General features: G+C 36.5%; 19 protein-coding genes. 9 read left to right on the top strand and 10 right to left on the bottom strand.

Features of this window, described 5'->3' with window-relative positions:
- Positions 1 to 184 precede the first annotated feature (184 nt).
- The 3 genes from PBT91_RS02465 to PBT91_RS02455 all read left to right on the top strand — a co-directional run bounded on the left by PBT91_RS02465 (position 185) and on the right by PBT91_RS02455 (position 3,216).
- A complete protein-coding gene (locus PBT91_RS02465) occupies positions 185 to 2,215 on the top strand; it encodes a M3 family metallopeptidase (RefSeq protein ID WP_270060224.1) in 2,031 nt (676 codons plus the stop codon).
- 183 nt (positions 2,216 to 2,398) lie between these two features.
- The gene (locus PBT91_RS02460) at positions 2,399 to 2,950 is read left to right on the top strand and encodes a sigma-70 family RNA polymerase sigma factor (RefSeq protein ID WP_270060223.1); all 552 of its coding nucleotides are present in this window, start codon (positions 2,399 to 2,401) and stop codon (positions 2,948 to 2,950) included.
- 2 nt (positions 2,951 to 2,952) lie between these two features.
- Positions 2,953 to 3,216, top strand: a complete 264-nt coding sequence (locus tag PBT91_RS02455; protein ID WP_270060222.1) for a hypothetical protein — start codon at positions 2,953 to 2,955, stop codon at positions 3,214 to 3,216.
- Here the strand turns inward: PBT91_RS02455 and PBT91_RS02450 are convergent.
- A complete protein-coding gene (locus tag PBT91_RS02450) occupies positions 3,194 to 4,018 on the bottom strand; it encodes a hypothetical protein (protein WP_270060221.1) in 825 nt (274 codons plus the stop codon). The genes PBT91_RS02455 and PBT91_RS02450 overlap by 23 nt on opposite strands.
- A gap of 177 nt (positions 4,019 to 4,195) precedes the next feature.
- Here PBT91_RS02450 and gcvP point away from each other — a divergent pair, with 177 nt between their 5' ends.
- From gcvP to PBT91_RS02430, 4 genes are all read left to right on the top strand, one after another.
- Positions 4,196 to 7,045 (top strand): aminomethyl-transferring glycine dehydrogenase, encoded by a 2,850-nt coding sequence (gcvP, locus tag PBT91_RS02445; RefSeq protein WP_270060220.1) that lies wholly within the window; start codon positions 4,196 to 4,198, stop codon positions 7,043 to 7,045.
- Positions 7,046 to 7,171: 126 nt separating this feature from the next.
- Positions 7,172 to 8,230 carry a 3-oxoacyl-ACP synthase III family protein gene (locus PBT91_RS02440; protein WP_270060219.1) on the top strand — a complete coding sequence of 353 codons (1,059 nt, stop codon included), beginning with the start codon at positions 7,172 to 7,174 and terminating at the stop codon, positions 8,228 to 8,230.
- Between the two features lies 1 nt (position 8,231).
- The gene (locus PBT91_RS02435) at positions 8,232 to 8,750 is read left to right on the top strand and encodes a methyltransferase (RefSeq protein ID WP_270060218.1); all 519 of its coding nucleotides are present in this window, start codon (positions 8,232 to 8,234) and stop codon (positions 8,748 to 8,750) included.
- Positions 8,751 to 8,977: 227 nt separating this feature from the next.
- Complete coding sequence (locus PBT91_RS02430; RefSeq protein WP_270060217.1) at positions 8,978 to 9,832, top strand: glycosyltransferase family 2 protein; 855 nt, start codon at positions 8,978 to 8,980, stop codon at positions 9,830 to 9,832.
- A gap of 183 nt (positions 9,833 to 10,015) precedes the next feature.
- Here PBT91_RS02430 and pafA read toward each other — a convergent pair whose 3' ends face one another.
- Positions 10,016 to 11,656, bottom strand: coding sequence for an alkaline phosphatase PafA (gene pafA / locus PBT91_RS02425; RefSeq protein ID WP_270060216.1), 1,641 nt, complete (start codon positions 11,654 to 11,656; stop codon positions 10,016 to 10,018).
- Between the two features lie 115 nt (positions 11,657 to 11,771).
- Between pafA and PBT91_RS02420 the strand changes: the two genes are divergently transcribed.
- Complete coding sequence (locus tag PBT91_RS02420; RefSeq protein WP_270060215.1) at positions 11,772 to 12,509, top strand: MlaE family ABC transporter permease; 738 nt, start codon at positions 11,772 to 11,774, stop codon at positions 12,507 to 12,509.
- 2 nt (positions 12,510 to 12,511) lie between these two features.
- Positions 12,512 to 13,276: an ABC transporter ATP-binding protein gene (locus tag PBT91_RS02415; RefSeq protein WP_270060214.1), complete on the top strand. Its 765-nt coding sequence runs from the start codon at positions 12,512 to 12,514 to the stop codon at positions 13,274 to 13,276.
- Here PBT91_RS02415 and PBT91_RS02410 read toward each other — a convergent pair.
- The 8 genes from PBT91_RS02410 to porV form a co-directional block, all read right to left on the bottom strand.
- Positions 13,273 to 14,691 carry a DUF389 domain-containing protein gene (locus PBT91_RS02410; RefSeq protein ID WP_270060213.1) on the bottom strand — a complete coding sequence of 473 codons (1,419 nt, stop codon included), beginning with the start codon at positions 14,689 to 14,691 and terminating at the stop codon, positions 13,273 to 13,275. The two genes, PBT91_RS02415 and PBT91_RS02410, sit on opposite strands and share 4 nt — an antisense overlap.
- Positions 14,692 to 14,712: 21 nt before the next feature.
- Positions 14,713 to 15,312, bottom strand: coding sequence for a SprT-like domain-containing protein (locus PBT91_RS02405; RefSeq protein ID WP_270060212.1), 600 nt, complete (start codon positions 15,310 to 15,312; stop codon positions 14,713 to 14,715).
- A 9-nt stretch (positions 15,313 to 15,321) separates the two neighbouring features.
- A complete protein-coding gene (locus PBT91_RS02400; RefSeq protein ID WP_270060211.1) occupies positions 15,322 to 16,005 on the bottom strand; it encodes an SDR family NAD(P)-dependent oxidoreductase in 684 nt (227 codons plus the stop codon).
- Position 16,006: 1 nt separating this feature from the next.
- Complete coding sequence (locus PBT91_RS02395) at positions 16,007 to 16,957, bottom strand: M28 family peptidase (RefSeq protein WP_270060210.1); 951 nt, start codon at positions 16,955 to 16,957, stop codon at positions 16,007 to 16,009.
- A gap of 68 nt (positions 16,958 to 17,025) precedes the next feature.
- A complete protein-coding gene (locus PBT91_RS02390) occupies positions 17,026 to 18,654 on the bottom strand; it encodes a pyruvate dehydrogenase complex dihydrolipoamide acetyltransferase (RefSeq protein ID WP_270060209.1) in 1,629 nt (542 codons plus the stop codon).
- A gap of 5 nt (positions 18,655 to 18,659) precedes the next feature.
- Positions 18,660 to 19,658, bottom strand: coding sequence for a pyruvate dehydrogenase (acetyl-transferring) E1 component subunit alpha (pdhA, locus tag PBT91_RS02385; protein WP_270060208.1), 999 nt, complete (start codon positions 19,656 to 19,658; stop codon positions 18,660 to 18,662).
- 109 nt (positions 19,659 to 19,767) lie between these two features.
- Positions 19,768 to 20,250: a cytidine deaminase gene (cdd, locus tag PBT91_RS02380; protein WP_270060207.1), complete on the bottom strand. Its 483-nt coding sequence runs from the start codon at positions 20,248 to 20,250 to the stop codon at positions 19,768 to 19,770.
- 85 nt (positions 20,251 to 20,335) lie between these two features.
- The gene (gene porV, locus PBT91_RS02375) at positions 20,336 to 21,490 is read right to left on the bottom strand and encodes a type IX secretion system outer membrane channel protein PorV (protein ID WP_270060206.1); all 1,155 of its coding nucleotides are present in this window, start codon (positions 21,488 to 21,490) and stop codon (positions 20,336 to 20,338) included.
- Positions 21,491 to 21,560 lie beyond the last annotated feature (70 nt).

Here is a 21,560-nt window from a genome sequence, read left to right as displayed (position 1 = left end):
AAATCTATTTTCTAGCAGCAAAGCGGTCTAATTTCTAAACTCTAAAAACTCTGCCAATTCGTCCGAATAAAATAACTCAGATTCCTTAATTCTGGCAATCAATCTTAAAAACCTGAAATAAAATAACTAATCTTGATTATGGCTTAGGCTTTGTACTTCACTAATTCGAAAAAATTGAATGTATATGAGTACAGATAATCCATTATTGCAAGATTTTAATTATGCTCCGTTTTCTAAAATTGAAACCGAACATTTTAAACCTGCAATTACCGAAGCTATACAACTAGCAAAAGCTGAAATTGAAGCAATTGCTTCAGCTGAAACTGAACCAACTTTTCAGAATACTATAGAGGAATTAGAATTTGCCGGTGAAAAATTAGATCGTGTAACCAGTATTTTCTTCAACCTTAATTCCGCAGAAACCAACGCAGAAATTCAGAAAATTGCTCAGGAAGTTTCTCCATTATTATCTGAATTTAGTAACGATATAATTTTAAATGAAGATTTATTTAAACGTGTAAAATCGGTTTACGATCAAAAAGATCAGTTAGATCTTACAACCGAACAAAAAACGCTTTTAGATAAAAAATACAAGTCGTTTTCTAGAAACGGTGCCAATCTTCCGAAAGAAAAACAAGAGGAATTACGAGAAATCGACAAGCAACTTGCTGCGTTAAGTTTACATTTTGGTGAAAATGTATTAGCTGAAACTAATAAATTTGAGCTACAAATTACCAACAAGGACGATCTTGAAGGTTTACCGGAAAGTTTTAAAGAAGAAGCTAAAGGTGTTGCTGAATCTCGCGAAAAAGAGGGCTGGATCTTCACGTTAGATTATCCAAGTTATATCCCGTTTATGAAGTATGCGAAAAACCGTGAACTTCGTAAAAAAATGGCATTAGCTTTTGGTGCAAAAGGATTTCATGGAGATGAACTAGACAACCAAGAAAATGTGCTTAAAATCGCCAAACTCAGGTATCAGCGAGCACAACTTTTAGGTTTCGAAACACATGCACATTTTGTATTGCAAGAGCGAATGGCAGAAACTCCGGAAAAAGTGGATCGTTTTTTAAATGAACTTCTTGAAAAGGCTAAACCTGCTGCGGAAAAAGAATTTGCAGCGCTTGAAGAATTCGCGAAAGAATTAGATAATATCGACCGATTGGAAAAATGGGATTCAGCTTACTACAGTGAAAAATTGAAGCAAAAATTATTCAATTTAGATGATGAAAAGCTAAAACCATATTTCAAATTAGAAAATGTAATCGACGGAGTTTTCACCGTTGCCGGCAAGTTATACGGACTTCAATTCAACGAAACCAATGAGGTTGAAAAATATCATCCCGATGTAAAGACCTATAATGTTACCGATGAAGATGGCAAAGATGTAGCCTTATTTTATGCCGATTTTCATCCAAGACCGGGAAAACGTGGTGGCGCCTGGATGACAGAGTATAAATCGCAGTATGTAAAAAACGAAAAAGAAGAGCGGCCACATGTTTCGATCGTTTGTAATTTCACGAAACCAACAAAATCGGAACCTTCCTTATTAACTTTTAATGAAGTGACCACGCTTTTCCACGAATTTGGACATGCACTGCACGGCATGTTAGCCAATACCGTGTATCCAAGTTTATCAGGCCCGAATGTATATTGGGATTTTGTGGAATTACCTAGCCAAGTTTTAGAAAATTGGTGTTACGAAAAAGAAGCATTACAGCTTTTTGCGAAACATTATAAAACCGGTGAGTCAATTCCGATGGAATTGGTTGAAAAAATAAAAGATTCGTCTAGCTTCCAGGAAGGAATGCAAACCGTTCGCCAATTAAGTTTCGGAATGTTAGATTTAAGCTGGCATGCGATAAACCCAACGGAGGTTAATGATGTAAAAGCACACGAGAAACAAGCTTTTGAACCAACAAAATTATATCCAGATGTTCCGGAAAATTGTATGAGCACCGCATTTTCTCATATTTTTCAGGGAGGTTATTCAGCAGGATATTATTCTTATAAATGGGCCGAAGTTTTAGATGCTGACGCGTTTGAATTTTTTAAAGAACAAGGAATTTTTAATAAAGAAGTTGCCGATAAATTCAAAAACAATATTCTTTCTATGGGCGGTACCGAGCATCCTATGACGCTTTATAAACGCTTCCGTGGAGAAGAACCAAAGCCCGATGCTTTACTTAAAAGAGCAGGATTAATTGAAAAGTAGAAGCTGAAAAAATCGTCATTCCGGACTTGATCCCGAATCTCATCCAGTTGAAAACGTAATGGGATTCTGAATCATGTTCAGGGTGACGACTACTTCAAATCGAAAAAAAATTCAAAGCATACAAACCATTCTTTGGTATAAATAAGTTTTCTTACTTTTACCTGATAATCTCACGACAAAAAAATGTCAACGCATAGCATAGATCCAACTAAATGGGTAGATAAATACTCAGATTATCTCTTCAATTATACAATTGTAAGAGTAAACGATCGTGAGGTTGCTAACGATCTTATTTCTGAAACTTTTCTTGCCGGTCTCAAATCGATGGAAAATTTTAAGGGTGAAGCCAGTGAACGAACCTGGTTAATCTCTATCCTTAAACGAAAAATTATCGATCATTACCGCAGGAGTAATTCTAAGAAGGGACAGGCCGAAGTTCATATTAATTATCGTGACGGTGAAAACGATGGTGACTGGCTGGAAGAGCAGGTTGCCGATCAATTTGATAAAACTGCCGAGGACGAAATGGAAAACACAGAGCTGGGTATGGCAATTCTGGACTGTTTAGAAAAAATAAATACTAAGCATGCGACCATTTTTAAAATGAAAACTATCGATGGTATAGATACCGATGTTATTTGTAAAGAATTCGATATCACTCCGTCTAATCTTTGGGTAATAATCCACAGAGCCAGAACAGCTTTAGCAGCTTGTCTGGAAAAAAACTGGTTTTAACTATGCAGGAAGAAAAGAAATATATTGATTGCGATAAGGCGGAATGCTGCTGTGATAAAGGTCAGTATAAAGAAGCTGACTTGATGGAAAAAATGCAGCTTTTAGAGCATTTAGCAGAATGTCCTCGTTGTAGAGAATACAGCGAGCGTAACACACGTTTAACTAAACTTATTGAGAAAGCAAAATTAGAGTGCTGCTCGCCAGATGAGAAAGAATGCTGGCGTAAAGCTATCCAAGAAGAGCTTAGGAAATCTCACCTAGAATAACCAAAATTAGCACCCAGAATATTGGTGCAGCTTCTACCCAAAAAGAAGAATAAAATTTGTTTTGTTTTGTTCTTGAGGCCAACAACATTATGACAACCAGAACTACAAATATTGCCAATCCCAGCAAGCTATATTCCACAGCGCTAGTTTTGAATAGTTCTAAACCTACCGCTAAAAAAAGCAAAACACCTCCAAAAATTTTAGTGTTCTTTACTCCCAATAGCTGCGGAATGGTTTTTAGTGAAGCATGATCATATCTTAAATCTCTAATTTCAAAAGGAAGCATCAATACCACATGTATTAATATTCGTTGAATTATAGCTATAATTTTATCCTGAAGCGAAATCTCATAATGATGTAATAAGGGTAATAAAACTCCGGTTCCGGTAGCTGTAATAGCTATTACGAAAACTTTGATACCGGCGATATTCCTTAAATTTTGATGCCCTTTTAAGACAGGCGTTGCGTAAAGCAAGGTTAGCATTCCCAATATAGTCGAAACAAAAAGCGTTTTGTAATCTTGTTTCAGTGTAAACCACAATAAAGCTATAAAACAGAAAAACGAGAACACCTGTATAATCTTTAAATTCTCAGCAAGACTGGAATGATGCAAACCGGCAACACTGGCGTATTTTACAAAATTATAACTGGTAACCGTTCCGAAGAAAATAAACCAAAGCAGGTTTTGATCAACCTCAATCCCAAACTCTAAAAAAGTAACTAGGGTAAAACAAACCACGGCAATCCCGGTATGGATACTGGAATTTAAATAAAAATTAAAAAGGTATTTTAGCGACTTCACTAGGCTAAAATAGGCAATTCTAATTTCTAAATTTACTTATGGAAATCGAACCTTAAAATTTTAAGCTATAATTCTTCACCAGACGTTAAAAAATCTTTAAAACTGTGTCGTCTAATCTTTAAAGATTTACGATGAAATTACGTAATTTCGCGCCATCAAAACACAACTACAATATTGATGAGAACAGATTCTTTTGCCCTTCGACACATTGGTCCTAAAGAAGAAAATCTTAAAGAGATGCTACAGACTATCGGCGTTGATAGCTTGGAGCAACTTATCTACGAAACAATCCCAGATGATATTCGTTTAAAACAGCCCCTAAATTTACCAAAAGCGCTTAGCGAGAATCAATACGCCGAGCATATTGGAAAGTTAGCTGCTAAAAATAAGGTTTTCAAATCTTACATTGGTCTAGGTTACCACCAGGGAATTATGCCTGCGGTAATACAACGTAATGTTTTAGAAAATCCGGGCTGGTATACGGCTTATACGCCTTATCAAGCTGAGATTGCTCAAGGACGATTGGAAGCCTTGCTAAATTTTCAAACAATGGTAAGCGATCTTACCGGAATGGAAATCGCCAATGCCTCCCTTTTAGACGAATCTACTGCAGCGGCAGAAGCTATGGCTTTACTATTTGCGGTTAGAGATCGTAAGCAAAAAAAGGATAACGTAAATAAGTTCTTTATTTCTGAACAGGTTTTACCACAAACCATCTCATTAATTAAAACCCGCGCAGAATTTTTAGGTATTGAAATAGTACTTGGCGATCATGCCGAATTCGATTATTCCTCTGATTTTTTTGGTGCTTTAATTCAATATCCTGGAAAGCACGGTCAAATTTTCGACTATGCAGATTTTGTAAATAACTGTAACGAAAACGGAATAAAAGTAGCTGTCGCTGCCGATATTTTAAGCTTAGTAAAATTACAGGCTCCTGGTGAATTAGGTGTAGATGTGGTTGTAGGAACTACGCAACGTTTTGGGATTCCATTAGGTTATGGTGGGCCTCACGCTGCTTATTTTGCAACTAAGGAGGCTTATAAAAGAAACCTTCCCGGGCGTATTATTGGTGTAACTAAAGATACCGATGGTAATCATGCGCTAAGAATGGCGTTGCAAACCAGAGAGCAACATATAAAACGTGATCGTGCAACGTCTAACATTTGTACTGCACAAGTTTTACTTGCAGTAATGGCAGGAATGTACGCGGTGTATCACGGGCCAAAAGGATTACAATATATTGCTGACACCGTTCATTATTCTACCACAAACCTTGCTTCTGAATTAGAAAAATTAGGTTACGAGCAGGTAAATTCAGCATATTTTGATACACTTCAGATAAAGGCAGATGCTGAAAAAATAAAAGCTGCTGCGGAAGCTAAAGAATATAACTTCTATTATCCTAATGCTGAAACTGTAGTGATTTCATTAAATGAAACTACTACTACAGAAGATGTAAATGCAATAGTATCTATTTTTGCTGAAGTAGCTAGTAAAAAAACTGAAGAGCTTTCAGAGTTAAAAGAAATTACCGCAATTCCTGAATCGGTTTCTAGAAAAACAGATTTCTTAACTCACGAAGTTTTTAACGCATACCATTCAGAAACTGAATTGATGCGTTATATCAAAAAATTAGAACGTAAAGATCTTTCGTTAAATCACTCCATGATTTCTTTAGGATCTTGTACGATGAAGTTGAATGCAGCTTCAGAAATGCTTCCGCTTAGTAATCCGCAATGGGGAAATATTCACCCTTTTGCTCCGATAGAACAAGCTGAAGGTTATCAAATTATTCTTAAAGAATTGGAAGATCAGTTAACCGAGATTACTGGTTTTTCTGCTACTTCTTTACAACCAAATTCTGGTGCGCAGGGAGAATATGCAGGATTAATGGTGATTAGAGCTTATCATGAAGCTCAAGGCCAGGGACATCGTGATGTTTGTTTAATTCCTTCTTCTGCACACGGAACCAACCCGGCATCTGCAGTAATGGCGGGAATGAAAGTAGTGGTAACCAAAGCTACCGAAAATGGAAATATCGATATTGATGATTTAAGAGAAAAAGCTATTGAGCATAAAGACAATCTTGCAGCTTTAATGGTGACTTATCCATCGACTCACGGTGTATTCGAATCGGCTATTAAAGAAATTACTCAGATTATCCACGATAATGGAGGGCAGGTTTATATGGACGGTGCCAATATGAATGCTCAGGTTGGTTTAACCAATCCGGGAAATATCGGTGCAGATGTTTGTCACTTAAACCTTCATAAAACCTTTGCGATTCCACATGGTGGTGGTGGCCCAGGTGTTGGTCCTATTTGTGTTGCAAAGCAACTAGTACCGTTTTTACCAGGAAACCCAGTAATTAAAACTGGAGGAGAACAAGCTATTGGCCCAATTTCTTCAGCTCCTTGGGGATCTTCTTTAGTATGTTTAATTTCTTATGCATATATCAAAATGTTGGGAAGCGGCGGACTTCAAAAAGCTACCGAACATGCGATCTTAAACGCAAATTATATTAAAGAACGTCTTTCAGATCATTATAAAACCTTATACTCTGGCGAACGCGGACGTGCAGCTCACGAAATGATTTTGGATTGCCGCCCGTTTAAAGAAAACGGTATTGAAGTGACTGATATCGCTAAGAGACTTATCGATTATGGATTCCACGCACCAACGGTATCTTTCCCAGTTGCTGGAACTGTAATGATTGAACCTACAGAAAGTGAAAGCAAAGCTGAATTAGATCGTTTTTGTGATGCTTTGATTTCTATTAAAAAAGAAATTGAAGAATCTAGTGCAGATGAGCCAAACAACGTATTAAAAAATGCGCCACACACGATTAAAATGTTAACCGCAAGCGAGTGGAATTTACCTTATAGCCGTGAAAAAGCAGCTTTTCCATTAGATTATATTGCAGATAATAAGTTTTGGCCTACTGTTAGAAGAGTAGATGAAGCTTTTGGAGACAGAAATTTAATGTGTACCTGCCCTCCTATTGAAGAATATATAGAAGCATAACTTTTAAGATATATCATAAAAAAGGCTATCAATTTGATAGCCTTTTTTTATAACTAAAAACAATTAACACTTTATTAGCAAAATCACATTTAATTATTATCTTCCCTTAATAATTCAAAACGCGCGATGAATATTAAGATCACAGGAACGGGAAGCTATATCCCTAATGTTATTACGAAGAATGCCGATTTTCATTTACACCAATTCAAAAATCTGGACGGTAGCGACTTCCCTAATTCCAATGAGGAGACCATAAAAAAATTTAAAGCAATTACCGGGATTGAGGAGCGGCGCTATATCGATGACTCTCTTAACACTTCCGATATTGCTTTTATGGCAGCACAAAAAGCGATAGCATCTGCTAACGTAAATATTGAAACCCTAGATTACATTATTGTCGCCACCAATTATGGTGACGTTAAAAAAGGATCTATACAAAGCGATACGGTGCCGAGTATGGCCACGCGTGTAAAAGCTAAGTTGCGCATTAAGAATCCTAAATGTGTATGTTACGACGTTCTTTTTGGATGTCCTGGCTGGATTGAAGGAATGATACAAGCACAGGCTTTTATTAAGTGCGGCATGGCCAAAAAATGCCTCGTTATAGGGGCCGAATCACTCTCTAGAGTGGTAGATAAGCACGATAGGGACAGCATGATATTTTCTGATGGCGCTGGTGCCGCTATCTTAGAAGCAAGCGAAGAAACCGGCGGTATTTTGGCGCACGAAACAGCTACGCATTCTTTAAGTGAATCTGAATATATTTATTTTGGAAAATCTAATAATCAGGAATCTCAATCTGATACGCGTTTTATTAAAATGAATGGTCGTAAAATTTACGAATTTGCGTTAATCAATGTTCCCAATGCCATGAAGTCTTGCCTGGAGCAAAGCGGAAAAGGAATAGACGATCTTAAAAAAGTATTTATCCATCAGGCAAATGAAAAAATGGATGAAGCTATTATCAAACGTTTCTATAAATTATTTGACAAAAAGACTCCTGAAGGCGTCATGCCTATGTCTATTAAAGAATTAGGAAATAGCAGTGTAGCAACGGTCCCTACTCTATTAGATCTGGTGATTAACAAACAAATCGATAATCAGGAATTGCAAAAAGGTGATATTATTTTACTGGCCAGTGTTGGTGCCGGTATGAATATAAATGCAATAGTATACGAATATTAAAATGTACGAAGATACCTACCCGGGTAAACGATTCCAAAAAACACTCGAATTTCTAAGCAAACATGTTAAAGCTCCATCACAGGTTTTAGATCTTGGGATTCAAAACCCTTTTTCTGAAATTATGCGGAAAGAAGGATACAAGGTTACCAATACAACTGGTGAAGATTTAGATGAGAAATTTGATATTGTAAAACAAGATTTTAAAGTCGTTACGGCTTTTGAAATTTTCGAACATTTATTGAACCCATACACTATTCTAAAAAATATAAAGGCAGATAAATTAGTTGCTACCGTACCATTAAAATTATGGTTTGCTGAAGCGTATCGTAGCAAAACCGATATGCGTGATCGACACTATCACGAATTTGAAGACTGGCAATTCGATTGGCTTTTAGAAAAATCTGGCTGGGAAATTAAAGCCCGCGCAAATTGGACCAATCCTGTAAACAAAGTTGGAATCCGGCCGATTTTACGACGATTTACGCCGCGTTATTATGCGGTTTATGCTGAACGAAAATAAATTTTCCAGTACTACAAGCTTATGAAGCATCGCTAAAATATTCGGGCCAACAAACTAAGATTAGTCAAAACCGAAAACTATTTTATAAAGCAATTATTCAAATTCGATAAATCTAGCTTGTTTCTTAGCTTCAACTGAGTGACTGAATAAACAGATCTAAAAACTTCGATTTATAAAATTAATCCTGAAATTATAGAATATCGTAAATTTACGCTAAACTTTAGCTTTTGAGAATTTATATCGTTATACCGGCACACAATGAAGCAGATTTTATTGGTTTAACCCTCCAATCTTTGGTTAGCCAGACTTTCCTACCAAGTGAAATCGTGGTTGTAAACGATCAAAGCACCGATGCGACTCCAAAAATTGTTCAGGATTTTATCAAAAAGCACCCTTTTATTCAGCTAAAAAACACCACTTCGTCTGAAGCACATCAACCGGGAAGCAAAGTGATTAATGCGTTTAATGCTGGTTTAGCAGAGCTGGATGAAAATTATGATTTGATCTGTAAGTTTGATGCTGATTTGATTTTCCCTGAAAATTACTTAGAAACTATAGTTGAAATTTTCAAAAAAGATCCAAAAATCGGAATGGCCGCCGGACATTGTACCATCGAAAAAAATGGCGATTGGATTATCGAAAATCTAACCGATAAAGATCATATTCGTGGTGCTTTAAAATGCTATCGTAAAGAATGTTTTAAGGCTATTAAAGGGATAAAGCCGGCAATGGGATGGGATACCGTAGATGAACTTTTAGCGCAGTTTCACGGCTGGAAAATCCAAACTACAGACAAATTATTTGTAAAACATCTTAAACCAACAGGAGCCAATTATAATAACAAAGCTTCCCGATATAAACAAGGAAAAGCATTTTATCGATTAGGCTACGGATTTTTAATTACCGGAATTGCTTCAGCTAAGTTAGCTTTTATGAAAAAAGACTTCGGTTTATTTCCTGCATATTTAAAAGGATATTTTCAAGCAAAAAGATCAAAGGAAGAATTATTAGTTTCCGAAGAAGAAGGAAAATTTATTAGGGACTTACGCTGGAAAAAAATGAAAGGCAAAATTTTCAAATAACAACATTTTTTTTGACTACAGAATTGAGTAAACTACCTTAGAGATAGCCCATGAGTCGTTATTCGGAAACGAATTTTCAATTTCGAGGTAAGCCATGGAGTATTAAACCCTTTGGCGGTGCCAATAAAAAAAGCTCCTGAATTTTTTCGAAACTCAGGAGCTTTTTAGTTATTTCGGTTTATTTTATTCTGAAGCCTTGTCCAACATTATCGCTAATGGCTTACCACTTGTGGCATTTGGATATTCAATTCCTAAAATTGCTGCCATGGTTGGCGCAATATCAACAATCTCTGAACGCTCATATGTTTCACCTTTTGGCACGCCAGCTCCAAAAAACAGTAATGGGGTGTGCGTATCGTAGTTAAAAACACTACCGTGGGTAGAGCCTTTACCGTAACCACTTCCCGGATGGGTTACTATAATTACATCTCCACTTCTTTTTTGGTTAAATCCGTTTTGAACAACATAACCTAATCCATTAGAAAAGTTGTTAGCCTGTAGTTCATTTCGAGTATATACTTTATAAACACCCGGCTGCTGAATTAAAAAATGCTCAATTTTAGATTCAACTTCAGCAGGATTTAAATCATTATCTGCCATGTACTCGTAATCAAAAAAGATCTGATTATTTGATACATTTTTGATAAGTCCGTCGCCAAATTTTTCCGTAGAAAAAGCAGAAAAATCGTCTTTCAATTTATCATAGTCTAGATCTCCGGTTGGAATTCTATTTTGATCAAGAAAACCACCTACATGGCCGCCACCGTGATCTGCAGTTAGAAAAATGGTATACTCTCCTTTTCCAACATTTTCATCTAAATAACTTAAAAGATCAGATAGATTTTTGTCTAATCTTAGGTAAGTATCCTCTACCTCTTTAGAATTTGCGCCAAAGTTATGCCCTACTTTATCGGTACTAGAAAAACTAAGGGTTAAAATATCGGTGTCTTCATCTTTACCTAAATCTTCTCCTTTAATTGCTGCCAGCGCAAAATCCAAAGTGATATCATCACCATACGGTGTTTGCGGAATCAAGCTATAATTCCCGTTTTTCTTACTTAATTTTTTCAGATTATAAGGAAAAGTAGCTTTGTCTTTACCTTTAAAACCATTCTCAAAATCGTTGTCATCTTCCCCGCTTTCGGTATAGGTTTCAATATCGTAGAGTGTATTCCACTCTTTTAAATATGAATCTGATTTTCCAGATTTATTGAAATCCTTAACCCAAGCAGGTAATTCTTCCATATAATAAGTACTTGTGATAAATTTCCCATCATCACCGCCCGAATACCAATACGCTGCATTTGCCGTATGGCCTGCCGGAAGTATAGAACCACGATCTTTGATAGAAACCCCGATAGTTTTTCCTCTAAACTGCGTATGCAATCTGTTTTGGTCTGAAAGTGTCGTTGCTTCTACACGATGCGGTGACATTTTACCTGCATCGGTCTTGGTACCCACCGATTCTACATCATCGTCCTGTGCACAATACACCATTTCTCCCGCAAACTTATCATACCAGTTATTCCCTATAATCCCGTGATTCATTGGGCTGGTTCCTGTCCAAACGGAAGTATGTCCCGGGCCAGTGTACGTTGGCGCGTAATTGAAATGATTATTTCTGAAATTAAAACCTTCCTTTATTAAGCGTTTAAAACCACCCTCGTCATATTTATTCCAAAACTTATTCAGGTAGTCATATCGCATCTGATCGACTACGATTCCTACCACCAATTTTGGTTTTTTATTTTTGATTTCTGATTGCTGTGCTTTTGTAGAGAAAGCAAAAAGCAACATAAATGTTGCCAGGTATATTCGTTTCATAATAACTAATTTGAAGAATGCTTCAAAAGTAAGAAACTTATAAACTTAAAGATTAATTCTACGTTAAATACTTTCGAAGTAAAATTTAGTATTTTAGCTTTACAAAAATTGTTTAATGACCTACCTGCACTCCATTGGCGAATACTTTATCATGCTGAAAGGTATTTTTGCCAGAATGACCAAAAGATCGGTCTTAAAGGATCTTATTTTTAAGGAAATCGATGAACTTATTATCGGTTCGTTGGGTATTGTTTGTTTCCTATCTTTTTTTATAGGAGCAGTTGTTGCAATTCAAACAGCACTAAACCTCAACAACCCTTTAATTCCTAAAAGTCTCGTAGCCTATGCGGCGAGGCAATCGGTGATTTTAGAATTTGCTCCAACTTTTATTTCCATAATTATGGCAGGTAAAGTGGGATCTTTTATAACATCGAGTATTGGGTCTATGCGGGTAACCGAACAAATTGATGCGTTAGAGGTTATGGGAATCAACTCTAAAAACTACTTGATTTTCCCTAAAATCGTAGCTATGATGACCTATCCTTTTGTGATCGCCATCTCTATGTTTTTAGGAATATTAGGCGCCTATGTTGCCGCGGTGTTTGGAGGATTTGTAACTCCCGAACAATTTGTTACCGGATTACAGGATGATTTTACTACATTCCATCTTATATATGCATTCATAAAAACATTCTTGTTTGCAATTATTCTTTCTACTGTACCCGCATACCACGGGTATTACATGAAAGGAGGAGCCTTAGAAGTTGGCCATGCAAGTACCACTGCATTTGTTTGGACAAGTGTGGTGCTTATTGTAACCAACTATGTTGTTACTCAATTATTACTTAGTTAATTATGATAGAGGTAAAAGGTTTACATAAAGCTTTTAATGGCGAAGAAGTTTTAAAAGGTATCGATTTTGTTTTCGAGCGCGGAAAAACTAATTTAATAATTGGCCAATCTGGATCTGGAAAAAGTGTTTTTTTAAAAAACATGCTAGGTCTTTTTACTCCTGAACAAGGCGTAATTGAATACGACGGCAAACCTTATAGTACATTTTCTGATGAAGAAAGAAGAGAACTAAGGAAAGAAATTGGGATGGTTTTTCAGGGAGGAGCACTTTTTGACTCTATGACAGTTAAAGAAAATGTTATGTTTCCGCTGAAAATGTTTACCAAGATGAAGAAAGCGAAGATGGAAGAACGAGTTAGTCTCGTTTTGGAGCGCGTAAACCTTATTGGTGCAGATGATAAATTCCCTTCAGAAATTAGTGGCGGTATGCAAAAACGTGTTTCTATAGCACGGGCTATTGTAAATCAGCCAAAATATTTATTTTGTGATGAACCTAACTCGGGATTAGATCCTACGACCGCTACGGTTATTGATAATTTAATTCAGAAAATCACACATGAGTATGATATAACCACAATTATCATTACCCATGATATGAACTCGGTTCTGGAAATTGGTGAAAAAATTGCGTTTTTAAAAGATGGTGTTTTGGCGTGGACAGGCAACAAAGACGAAATCTTTAAGACCACAGACAAAACAGTGACCGACTTTGTGTATTCTTCAGACTTATTTAAAAAAGTAAGAGAAGCGCAACTGCAAGGCTACTAATTAGTAGATTTTACACTTAATGTATCAAGTTCTAGCCTAACATTTAACCAGGCTTCGAATTTCTTTCTGCTATTTTCTTTTTCAGTAGCGGTAACTTTATCTTTCCAGGTAATTGTAAATGTTGGAATGGTATCTACTTTCTGAAAATCGGTAATAACCTGATTAGAATATCCAAGATTCCTGATTTCGCTATAATTCACCTGAGCTTCTTTACTAAGACTTTCAAAATCGAATAAAGAAGTCCGGTATCTTTTTATTTGATCTTCCAATAAGCGAATCTTGGCATCTTTATTCTCAACAACTTCCTGATTTTTCATATACAAATCTTCCAAAATACCACTACGAACTTGTGAGGATAATTGATCTAGATTTCCGCCGTCTTCAGCATTTTGATGTACAATAAGCTGTGATTCTTTAAGAGCTTCAATTTCATTTAGCTTAGCCCGCCAGGTGGCTACTGTACCTTCCGGAACTCGCTTACCTATTAAATAGACATCAATTGTTTTATTATCAAAATCGGATTCCTGCTTTAAAACTTCTGCTCCCAAATAACGAATATCATTACTAACAAAATCTTTTGCTTTAGTCTCAAATAAGGTTTTATTCAAAAGATTTATAAATAAAATGATACTAGGAATCATTACAATCACCGCAACTGCCGAAGCAATTTGAGCTGTTCTTCTTCGCCTCTTGCTATTGGCATATCGCACCAATGGAAAACCTAAAAGTTTAGCAACCGCAAAGGTCGAAAGTGCAATAAAAACAGCATTTATAGAAAAAAGATAAAAGGCACCACCGGCGTTTTGCCATTGAGAATTTGCCAGACTAAAACCTACAGTACAAAGTGGTGGCATTAAAGCCGTAGCAATTGCCACTCCCATAATTACACTCGCAATAGTTCCTTTTTTAGACTTACCAACTATTAATGCCAGACCACCAAAAATGGCCACTAAAACATCTAATATCGTAGGATAGGTCCTTGCTTCAAGCTCTGGAGTAATTTCTGTAACCGGAGAGATTTTAAAATACACAAAAGCAGTAAGTACACTCAGCACTACCATGATACCGAGGCTTTTGAGCGACTTTTTTAGCGTATCTACATCATTAATGGCAACCGACATTCCAACACCTACAATTGGTCCCATTAATGGAGAAATAAGCATCGCTCCTATAACTACTGCAGTACTACTTACATTAAGCCCTATGGACGCTACAAATATGGAAAAGATAAGAATCCAGGCATTATGACCTTTAAAGGAAATATCTTTTCTTACCGCTTCTAATGTAGATTCGCGATCACTATCGGTTCGAATATCTAAAAGATCGTTTATAAATACTTTTGTACTCTGAAAAAACCCTTTAGCCTTTGCGTGATATTCCTCTTGAATCTCTTCGTTTTTGTTTTCGTTTTCCATATTCTTCAGCAGATCCTGAATTTAAGCTTTAATCAGCTCTACTTCAGCATTAGGTTGAAATAAATAAATTTTACCACTATTCACTTCCAGACACTCGTAGCGCTTAATTCTTTTTGGACCTTTTTTAAAGACCTTTCCGTTATAAATCCTGAACAATGCACCAGCTGGCATTTCAAAAATATAGTTTTTATCGTTTGGTTGATCAAAACTTTTTAAAGCTATTGACAATCGAGCATCTGTATCACTACTTGCTGTTGGGTTTTTAAAATGATTAGCTATTAGCGGTAGTAATTTTGACGGAAAAATTTCAGGATGAATAAATGGCAGCATTAAGTTTCTAAAAGTCAACTTCCATTCTCTACCGTGCGGCTTAATTCTTCCTCCGTATTTTTCGAAAGCAAGCAAGTGTGCAATTTCATGTACCAAAGTGATTAAAAATCGATATTGGTTGAGATTAGCATTAATTGTTATTTGCTGCGCCCCATCTGGCATTCTTCTATAATCGCCATGCCGAGTGCGGCGTTCGTTTACCACTTTTAAATGCACATTATTATCGCGAATAAGCATAAAAGCCGGCTCTACCGCATGACTAGGCAAATATCTTGAAAGCACCTGATTCATCAATCCAAATTAAGGCGTACTATTAGAAACTTGAAGCAATTTCCCATTATAATATTTACTTCCTGTTAAGCTGAAATTCTTAATATAGGAAGCCATTTCTGCTGCGGAAAGCGGAGCTTCAAGACCAGGAAATGCTTCTGCTAACATTTCGGTTTGTACTGCTCCCAATGCTAAGACATTAAATACTGGTCCCGATTCTTTATACTCTTCAGCTAAAAGTTCAGTTAAAGTTATAATTGCCGCTTTACTGGAAGAATATGCCGATAAACCAGCGAATTTCATACTCCCCTGAACGCCTCCCATACTACTGATACTTACAATATGAGATTCAGCAGTCATAAATGGCATTAACTGCTGTGTTAAACCTATTAAACCAAAAACATTAACCTCGTAAATATTTCTAAACTCGCTTAGAGTGGTTTCTTGAAATGGTTTGTTTAAAAAAGCTCCTGCGTTATGGATAAGAATATCTATTTTACCATTCCATTCTTTTTCTACAAAATCTGAAGCTTTTTTTAAGTCGGATTCTTTTCCAAGATCAAAAGAAAAGCTGCTAATATTGTCCAATTTCATTTCAGATACTGGAGCCTGATTTCTCGAAAGAGCCAATATATTAAAATTTTCTTCAGCAAAAAGTTTTACCAGTTCAAGACCAATACCCCGGCTTGTTCCAGTTATAACCACATTCTTCATTCTAATTCATCTTTATCTCCTTTTCTGGAGTATTTAACACTTTATGGATTCCAGGAATAATAGCTTCTACAACATTCGCCATATGTTCTGGATTCATTTCTGAAACCTCATCCTTTACATGATGGTAGTACGGATAATTTGTAAAATCGAACGTGCAAATGGTTTGTGCAGGCACTTTCAATTCCGCATAATAAGGATAATTATCGCTTCTTTTAAACAAATTCATTTGATTTGCCTCTGGTAAAAACCCTAAAGTTTGCTCCCCTGTATATTCATTAAATTTTTCAGCAAGATTACTTTCCTTGAATCCGGTTACATATGCCAGATAATCTTTGCCAGCCATGGGAACTCCAATCATCTCAAGATTAATCATGGTGTATAGATCGATTCCTTCTTCTCTAAGTCTTTTTGCACTATGGTAAGATCCTTTTAATCCCATTTCTTCTCCACTAAAGAGAATAAATAAAACACTTCGCTTGTTATCTTTAAGCTCTGCAAAGTATTTAGCTAACTCTACTACTGCTGTGGTTCCTGCTGCATTATCGTTAGCTCCGTTAGCGATAGAATCTCCCTCTACGGCATTAACTACACCAATATGATCATAATGCGCTCCAATAACTACAAATTCGTCTTTAAGTTTAGGATCATTCCCTTCTAGATAACCAACTAAATTAAATGCCTTGGTATCCCCTATTGTGAAATGATCACGATAAGTATCGTAGTAAGGTTTTACGCCATTTTCCTTAAATATGCTTGTAATGAAATTTGCTGCTTTTTCTATTCCTTCTGTTCCCGTTTTACGACCCAATAAATCATCTGAAGCTAAGTACTCCAAATTATCTTTCATATCGTTTGCAGAAATTTCTATCTCTGCCGTTCCCTGAGCGTTACAGGAAAACAATCCGGCCATACTAATAGCCAGGATTCCTAAAGTTATAATTGGTTTTCTCATATTAGCTAAAATAAAAAAATCCCACGATTTAACGTGGGATTCTTATCTATTCTAATATCCAGATTATTTTATGCGAGCATAGTCACTGGATTTTCTATAAATGTCTTAAGATCTTTTAAGAAAGCCGCACCGGTTGCACCATCTACAGTTCTATGATCACAAGCTAAAGTGAGCGTCATTGTATTACCAACTACAATCTCGCCATTCTTAACTACAGGCTTCTCTACGATAGCTCCTACAGAAAGTATAGCTGAATTTGGTTGATTAATGATACTGGTAAATTCAGTAATACCGAACATGCCTAGGTTAGAAACTGTAAAAGTACTTCCTTCCATTTCTTTTGGCTGAAGTTTTTTATTACGTGCTTTACCTGCAAGGTCACGAACATTCCCTCCTATTTGCGTCATCGACATTTGATCTGCAAATTTAAGCACAGGAACAACAAGACCATCTTCTACGGCTACAGCAACTCCCATATGGATATGCTTGGCAATTTTCATTGCATCACCAGTCCATTGGCTATTTACCTGCGGATGTTTACGAAGTGCCATTGCACTAGCTTTAATAACCATATCATTAAAAGATACCTTAGTATCTGGCATCGCATTAATCTGCTTTCTAGACTGCATAGCATTAGTCATATCTACCTCTATAGTAAGATAGTAGTGTGGAGCAGTAAACTTAGATTCGCCAAGACGTTTTGCGATTGTCTTACGCATTTGAGAATTTTTGATCTCCTCAAAACTTTCTTCACCAGCAGGAACATAAGGAGCAGCTACAGAAGTTTCTGCTTCTTTCTTTGTAGTTTCTTCTTTAGCGGCAGGAGCAGCAGATGGCTTGTAAGATTCTATATCTTTCTTAACAATTCTACCATTCTCTCCTGAACCTTCTACTTTAGATAGATCAATTCCTTTATCCTCTGCCATTTTTTTAGCAAGTGGAGAAGCGAAAATTCTACCATCTTCTGATGTTGATTTCGTTTCGTCTGATGTAGCTTCTTCTACATTCTCTCTAGCTGCAGAAGTTTTTTTATCAGCTTTAGGAGCAGATTTTTTTGGAGCACTAGCACCGGTAACATTAGAAACATCCGTTCCTTTAGGACCAATAATCGCTAATAAACTATCTACAGGAGCAGTTTCTCCCTCTCCAATTCCAATTTTAAGAAGCGTACCTTCGTAGAAAGATTCAAATTCCATCGTCGCCTTATCGGTTTCGATTTCAGCAAGAATATCTCCTTCAGAAACCTCATCACCTTCTTGTTTCAACCAGGAAGCAACTGTACCTTCTTCCATAGTATCACTAAGACGTGGCATTTTTACTATCTCTACACCTTCAGGAATTTCTCCTCCTTCAGATGAAGCAGCCTCGTCTTCAGTAGTCTCTTCTTCACCTTTTTCAGACTTATTATCATCAGCAGCTTCAGAAGAACCTCCATTTAAAAGTCCAGAAATATCTTCTCCCTCTTCCCCGATGATTGCCAAAAGCGTATCTACCGGAGCTGTTTCACCTTCCTCAATTCCTATATGTAATAATGTACCTTCATAGAAAGATTCAAACTCCATCGTCGCCTTATCGGTTTCGATTTCAGCAAGAATATCTCCTTCAGCTACTTTATCTCCTTTTTGTTTTAACCATTTTGCCACAACACCTTCTTCCATGGTGTCGCTTAATCGCGGCATGTTAATTACTTCTGCCATAATTATTATAGTTTATGTGGTAAGAAAGGGTAATCCTCTTGTTCGTAAACCACATCGTACATTACGTTTTTATCTGGGAAAGCAGATTCTTCAGCAAACTGTTCACATTCTTTCACCTTATCTTTCACTCGCTTATCAATATCCTTGATATCATCCTCGGTCGCATATTTCTCTTTAATAAGAATATTTCTAACCTTAGTAATTGGATCGATTTTTTGATATTCTGCAACTTCATCCTTCGTTCTATAGTGCTGAGCATCACTCATTGAGTGTCCTCTATAACGATACGTTTTAAGCTCTAAGAATGTTGGGCCTTCACCTTTTCTTGCACGCGTTATTGCTTCATCTAAAGCCTCTGCAACTTTCTCTGGATCCATCGCATCTACCGGCGCGCATGGCATTTCGTATCCATTCCCAAGTTTCCAGATATCCGTACTTTTAGCAGTTCTTGCTACTGAAGTTCCCATTGCGTAACCATTATTTTCTACGCAAAAAACTACTGGAAGATTCCAGTTTACAGCCATTGTTAAGGTCTCATGCAAAGATCCCTGACGAGTTGCCCCATCTCCCATGAATGTAAGAGTAACTGCATCTCTTTTAAAATATTTATCTGCAAATGCAAGCCCGGCACCTAAAGGAATTTGTCCTCCAACAATACCATGACCACCATAAAAACGATGTTCTTTAGAAAAGATATGCATAGAACCCCCTAAACCTTGTGAAGTCCCTGTACCTTTACCGTAAAGCTCTGCCATTACTCTTTTAGGATCTACTCCCAAACCAATTGGCTGTACGTGATTACGATAAGCCGTAATCATACGATCTTTATCGGTATCCATCGCATGTAAAGCTCCTGCCAAAATAGCTTCTTGCCCGTTATACAAATGTAAAAAACCTCTTACTTTTTGCTGAATATAAACTTGCGCAAGCTTATCCTCAAACTTACGCCAAAACAGCATATCCTCATACCACTTTAAATAGGTGGCTTTTGTTATTTTCTTCATTTACTTAAAAATTTTTATGGCTTTACAGATAGATTTCGCCAAGCGAGTAACAAAAATACTATTTATAATAAGAATGGAAAACAGTTTTAGTGCAAAAATCTTTATAGGACTACAGATTAAGTTTATCGAAAATAAAGGGTAATAAATCCTTTATCGATTTCGCTTTATACACTTTTCCAGTTTCTCCCATAAAATAGATTGGAATTCCTGTAGATTGATTCACTTCATATTCTGAAATCGACTGCCGGCAAGCACCGCATGGCGGGATAGGCGAGGTAATTTCTTTGCTAAGCGATTTAGCCGTAACAGCCAAAGCTTTCATTGGCATACCAGGATATTTAGAACCGGCGTAAAAAATTGCAGTACGTTCTGCACATAATCCAGATGGATACGCAGCATTCTCCTGATTGCTACCAGAAACAACTTCATCATTTTCCATCAAAATTGCGGCGCCTACCTTAAAATTCGAATAGGGCGCGTAAGCCTTATCTCTGGCTACTATAGCTTTATTCATTAAAATTTGAATAGGCTTTGGCAATTCAGATTTCGACTGAAAAACATCTAATTCTGCTGAAAACTTAATTTTTTCCATAATGAAAATTTCGGGCTACCAAAGTAAACAAAAAAGCACCAAAATAAAATTGGTGCTTTTTTCAAATTGTTATTTTATATTTTCACTAATTAATGTATTCATCACCAAAATTAAAAGTAAGACCAAATCGTAAAGTTTTATCTAAAGGACTTGGAAAATCTGAAGTAGAAAATAAATACGAAATATCGATAATCACAAAATCATCATACGTAAACCCGCCACCAAAAGACACAAACTTACGATAGCCTTTTTCATCGCTCTCATTAAAATAACCTGCCCTCAATTTTATAGCATCTCTAAAAGAGTATTCTGTACCAAGCGCCCAGGTAATTTCTTTCATCTCTTCACTAAACCCATTTGGAGCATCAGAAAAAGATTTAAAAATACCACTAATTGCACTTACATTATTATAGGTATCATCGTCTTCTCGATCGATAACACCATCTCCATTAAAATCTTGAGGAGTGGGAACAAGCAATTTATTGAACTCTAAATAAACACCGAGCTTACTATCTGGATTAAAAATAAAATCAAAACCTCCACCGAGTCTCAAATTAGTAGGAATAAAATTTTCCTGCCCAGCATCATCATATTTCATCTTAGGACCAATATTACTTATATTAACTCCTAATCTCCATATTCCGTCGAAATTCTGAAATACTACTTCTTCACTTTGATAATATGCTGCCACGTCTACACCAAAACTTCCGGCTGCACCTAGATCCTGGCCGTCGCTCAAACCAAGATCAGATCTCAGGTATCTTCCCGCAACTGCCATAGAAAAAGTTTCACTAAGTTTTAAAGCATAAGAAGCATCAAAAGTTAGTTCGTTAGGATTTACGGGCAAAGGAAATTGGTCTATGGTTTGCCTAGTTTCTATAGTTCCTAAACTAAAAAATCTAAAACTAGCCGCAAACGCACTACGATCGTCAATTTTACGATAATAACTTAGATCCCCTAAAAAGATATCACTTACAATATCTTTTAAATAAGGAGTATAAGACATTCCTATCCCATTTTCTGAAGTTGCAAAAGCAAATTTTGCAGGATTCCATTGTTGAGAAAAGACATCTACAGGAGTAGCCACACCTTGATCTCCCATACCGGCTGCTCTAGCATCTGCAGCCACAAGCAAGAAAGGGACAGCTGTAGTAATCACTCGATCTCTCAATTCTTGCGCGCGAAAATGATTAGAAGTAAAAACTAAACCTAGTAATAAAATTGTTGAAAGTTTTTTCATCGCAGTAAACTAAATGATAAACAAATATATGCCAATATTATTAGAAGCTAAGGAAGCTCTTTTTAATTTT

The sequence above is a fragment of the Zunongwangia sp. HGR-M22 genome (assembly GCF_027594425.1).
Taxonomy (GTDB): Bacteria; Bacteroidota; Bacteroidia; order Flavobacteriales; family Flavobacteriaceae; genus Zunongwangia.
Note: the sequence above shows the minus strand (reverse complement) of the source record. Positions and strands in the feature narration are given on the sequence as shown.

What these genes read in the sequence shown, in the direction of transcription:
- PBT91_RS02465 (WP_270060224.1), top strand. Translation starts at nt 185, where the DNA reads ATGAGTACAGATAATCCATTATTGCAAGATTTTAATTATGCTCCGTTT.
- PBT91_RS02460 (WP_270060223.1), top strand. Translation starts at nt 2,399, where the DNA reads ATGTCAACGCATAGCATAGATCCAACTAAATGGGTAGATAAATACTCA.
- PBT91_RS02455 (WP_270060222.1), top strand. Translation starts at nt 2,953, where the DNA reads ATGCAGGAAGAAAAGAAATATATTGATTGCGATAAGGCGGAATGCTGC.
- gcvP (WP_270060220.1), top strand. Translation starts at nt 4,196, where the DNA reads ATGAGAACAGATTCTTTTGCCCTTCGACACATTGGTCCTAAAGAAGAA.
- PBT91_RS02440 (WP_270060219.1), top strand. Translation starts at nt 7,172, where the DNA reads ATGAATATTAAGATCACAGGAACGGGAAGCTATATCCCTAATGTTATT.
- PBT91_RS02435 (WP_270060218.1), top strand. Translation starts at nt 8,232, where the DNA reads ATGTACGAAGATACCTACCCGGGTAAACGATTCCAAAAAACACTCGAA.
- pafA (WP_270060216.1), bottom strand. Translation starts at nt 11,656, where the DNA reads ATGAAACGAATATACCTGGCAACATTTATGTTGCTTTTTGCTTTCTCT.
- PBT91_RS02420 (WP_270060215.1), top strand. Translation starts at nt 11,772, where the DNA reads ATGACCTACCTGCACTCCATTGGCGAATACTTTATCATGCTGAAAGGT.
- PBT91_RS02415 (WP_270060214.1), top strand. Translation starts at nt 12,512, where the DNA reads ATGATAGAGGTAAAAGGTTTACATAAAGCTTTTAATGGCGAAGAAGTT.
- PBT91_RS02410 (WP_270060213.1), bottom strand. Translation starts at nt 14,691, where the DNA reads ATGGAAAACGAAAACAAAAACGAAGAGATTCAAGAGGAATATCACGCA.
- PBT91_RS02405 (WP_270060212.1), bottom strand. Translation starts at nt 15,312, where the DNA reads ATGAATCAGGTGCTTTCAAGATATTTGCCTAGTCATGCGGTAGAGCCG.
- PBT91_RS02400 (WP_270060211.1), bottom strand. Translation starts at nt 16,005, where the DNA reads ATGAAGAATGTGGTTATAACTGGAACAAGCCGGGGTATTGGTCTTGAA.
- PBT91_RS02395 (WP_270060210.1), bottom strand. Translation starts at nt 16,957, where the DNA reads ATGAGAAAACCAATTATAACTTTAGGAATCCTGGCTATTAGTATGGCC.
- PBT91_RS02390 (WP_270060209.1), bottom strand. Translation starts at nt 18,654, where the DNA reads ATGGCAGAAGTAATTAACATGCCGCGATTAAGCGACACCATGGAAGAA.
- pdhA (WP_270060208.1), bottom strand. Translation starts at nt 19,658, where the DNA reads ATGAAGAAAATAACAAAAGCCACCTATTTAAAGTGGTATGAGGATATG.
- cdd (WP_270060207.1), bottom strand. Translation starts at nt 20,250, where the DNA reads ATGGAAAAAATTAAGTTTTCAGCAGAATTAGATGTTTTTCAGTCGAAA.
- porV (WP_270060206.1), bottom strand. Translation starts at nt 21,490, where the DNA reads ATGAAAAAACTTTCAACAATTTTATTACTAGGTTTAGTTTTTACTTCT.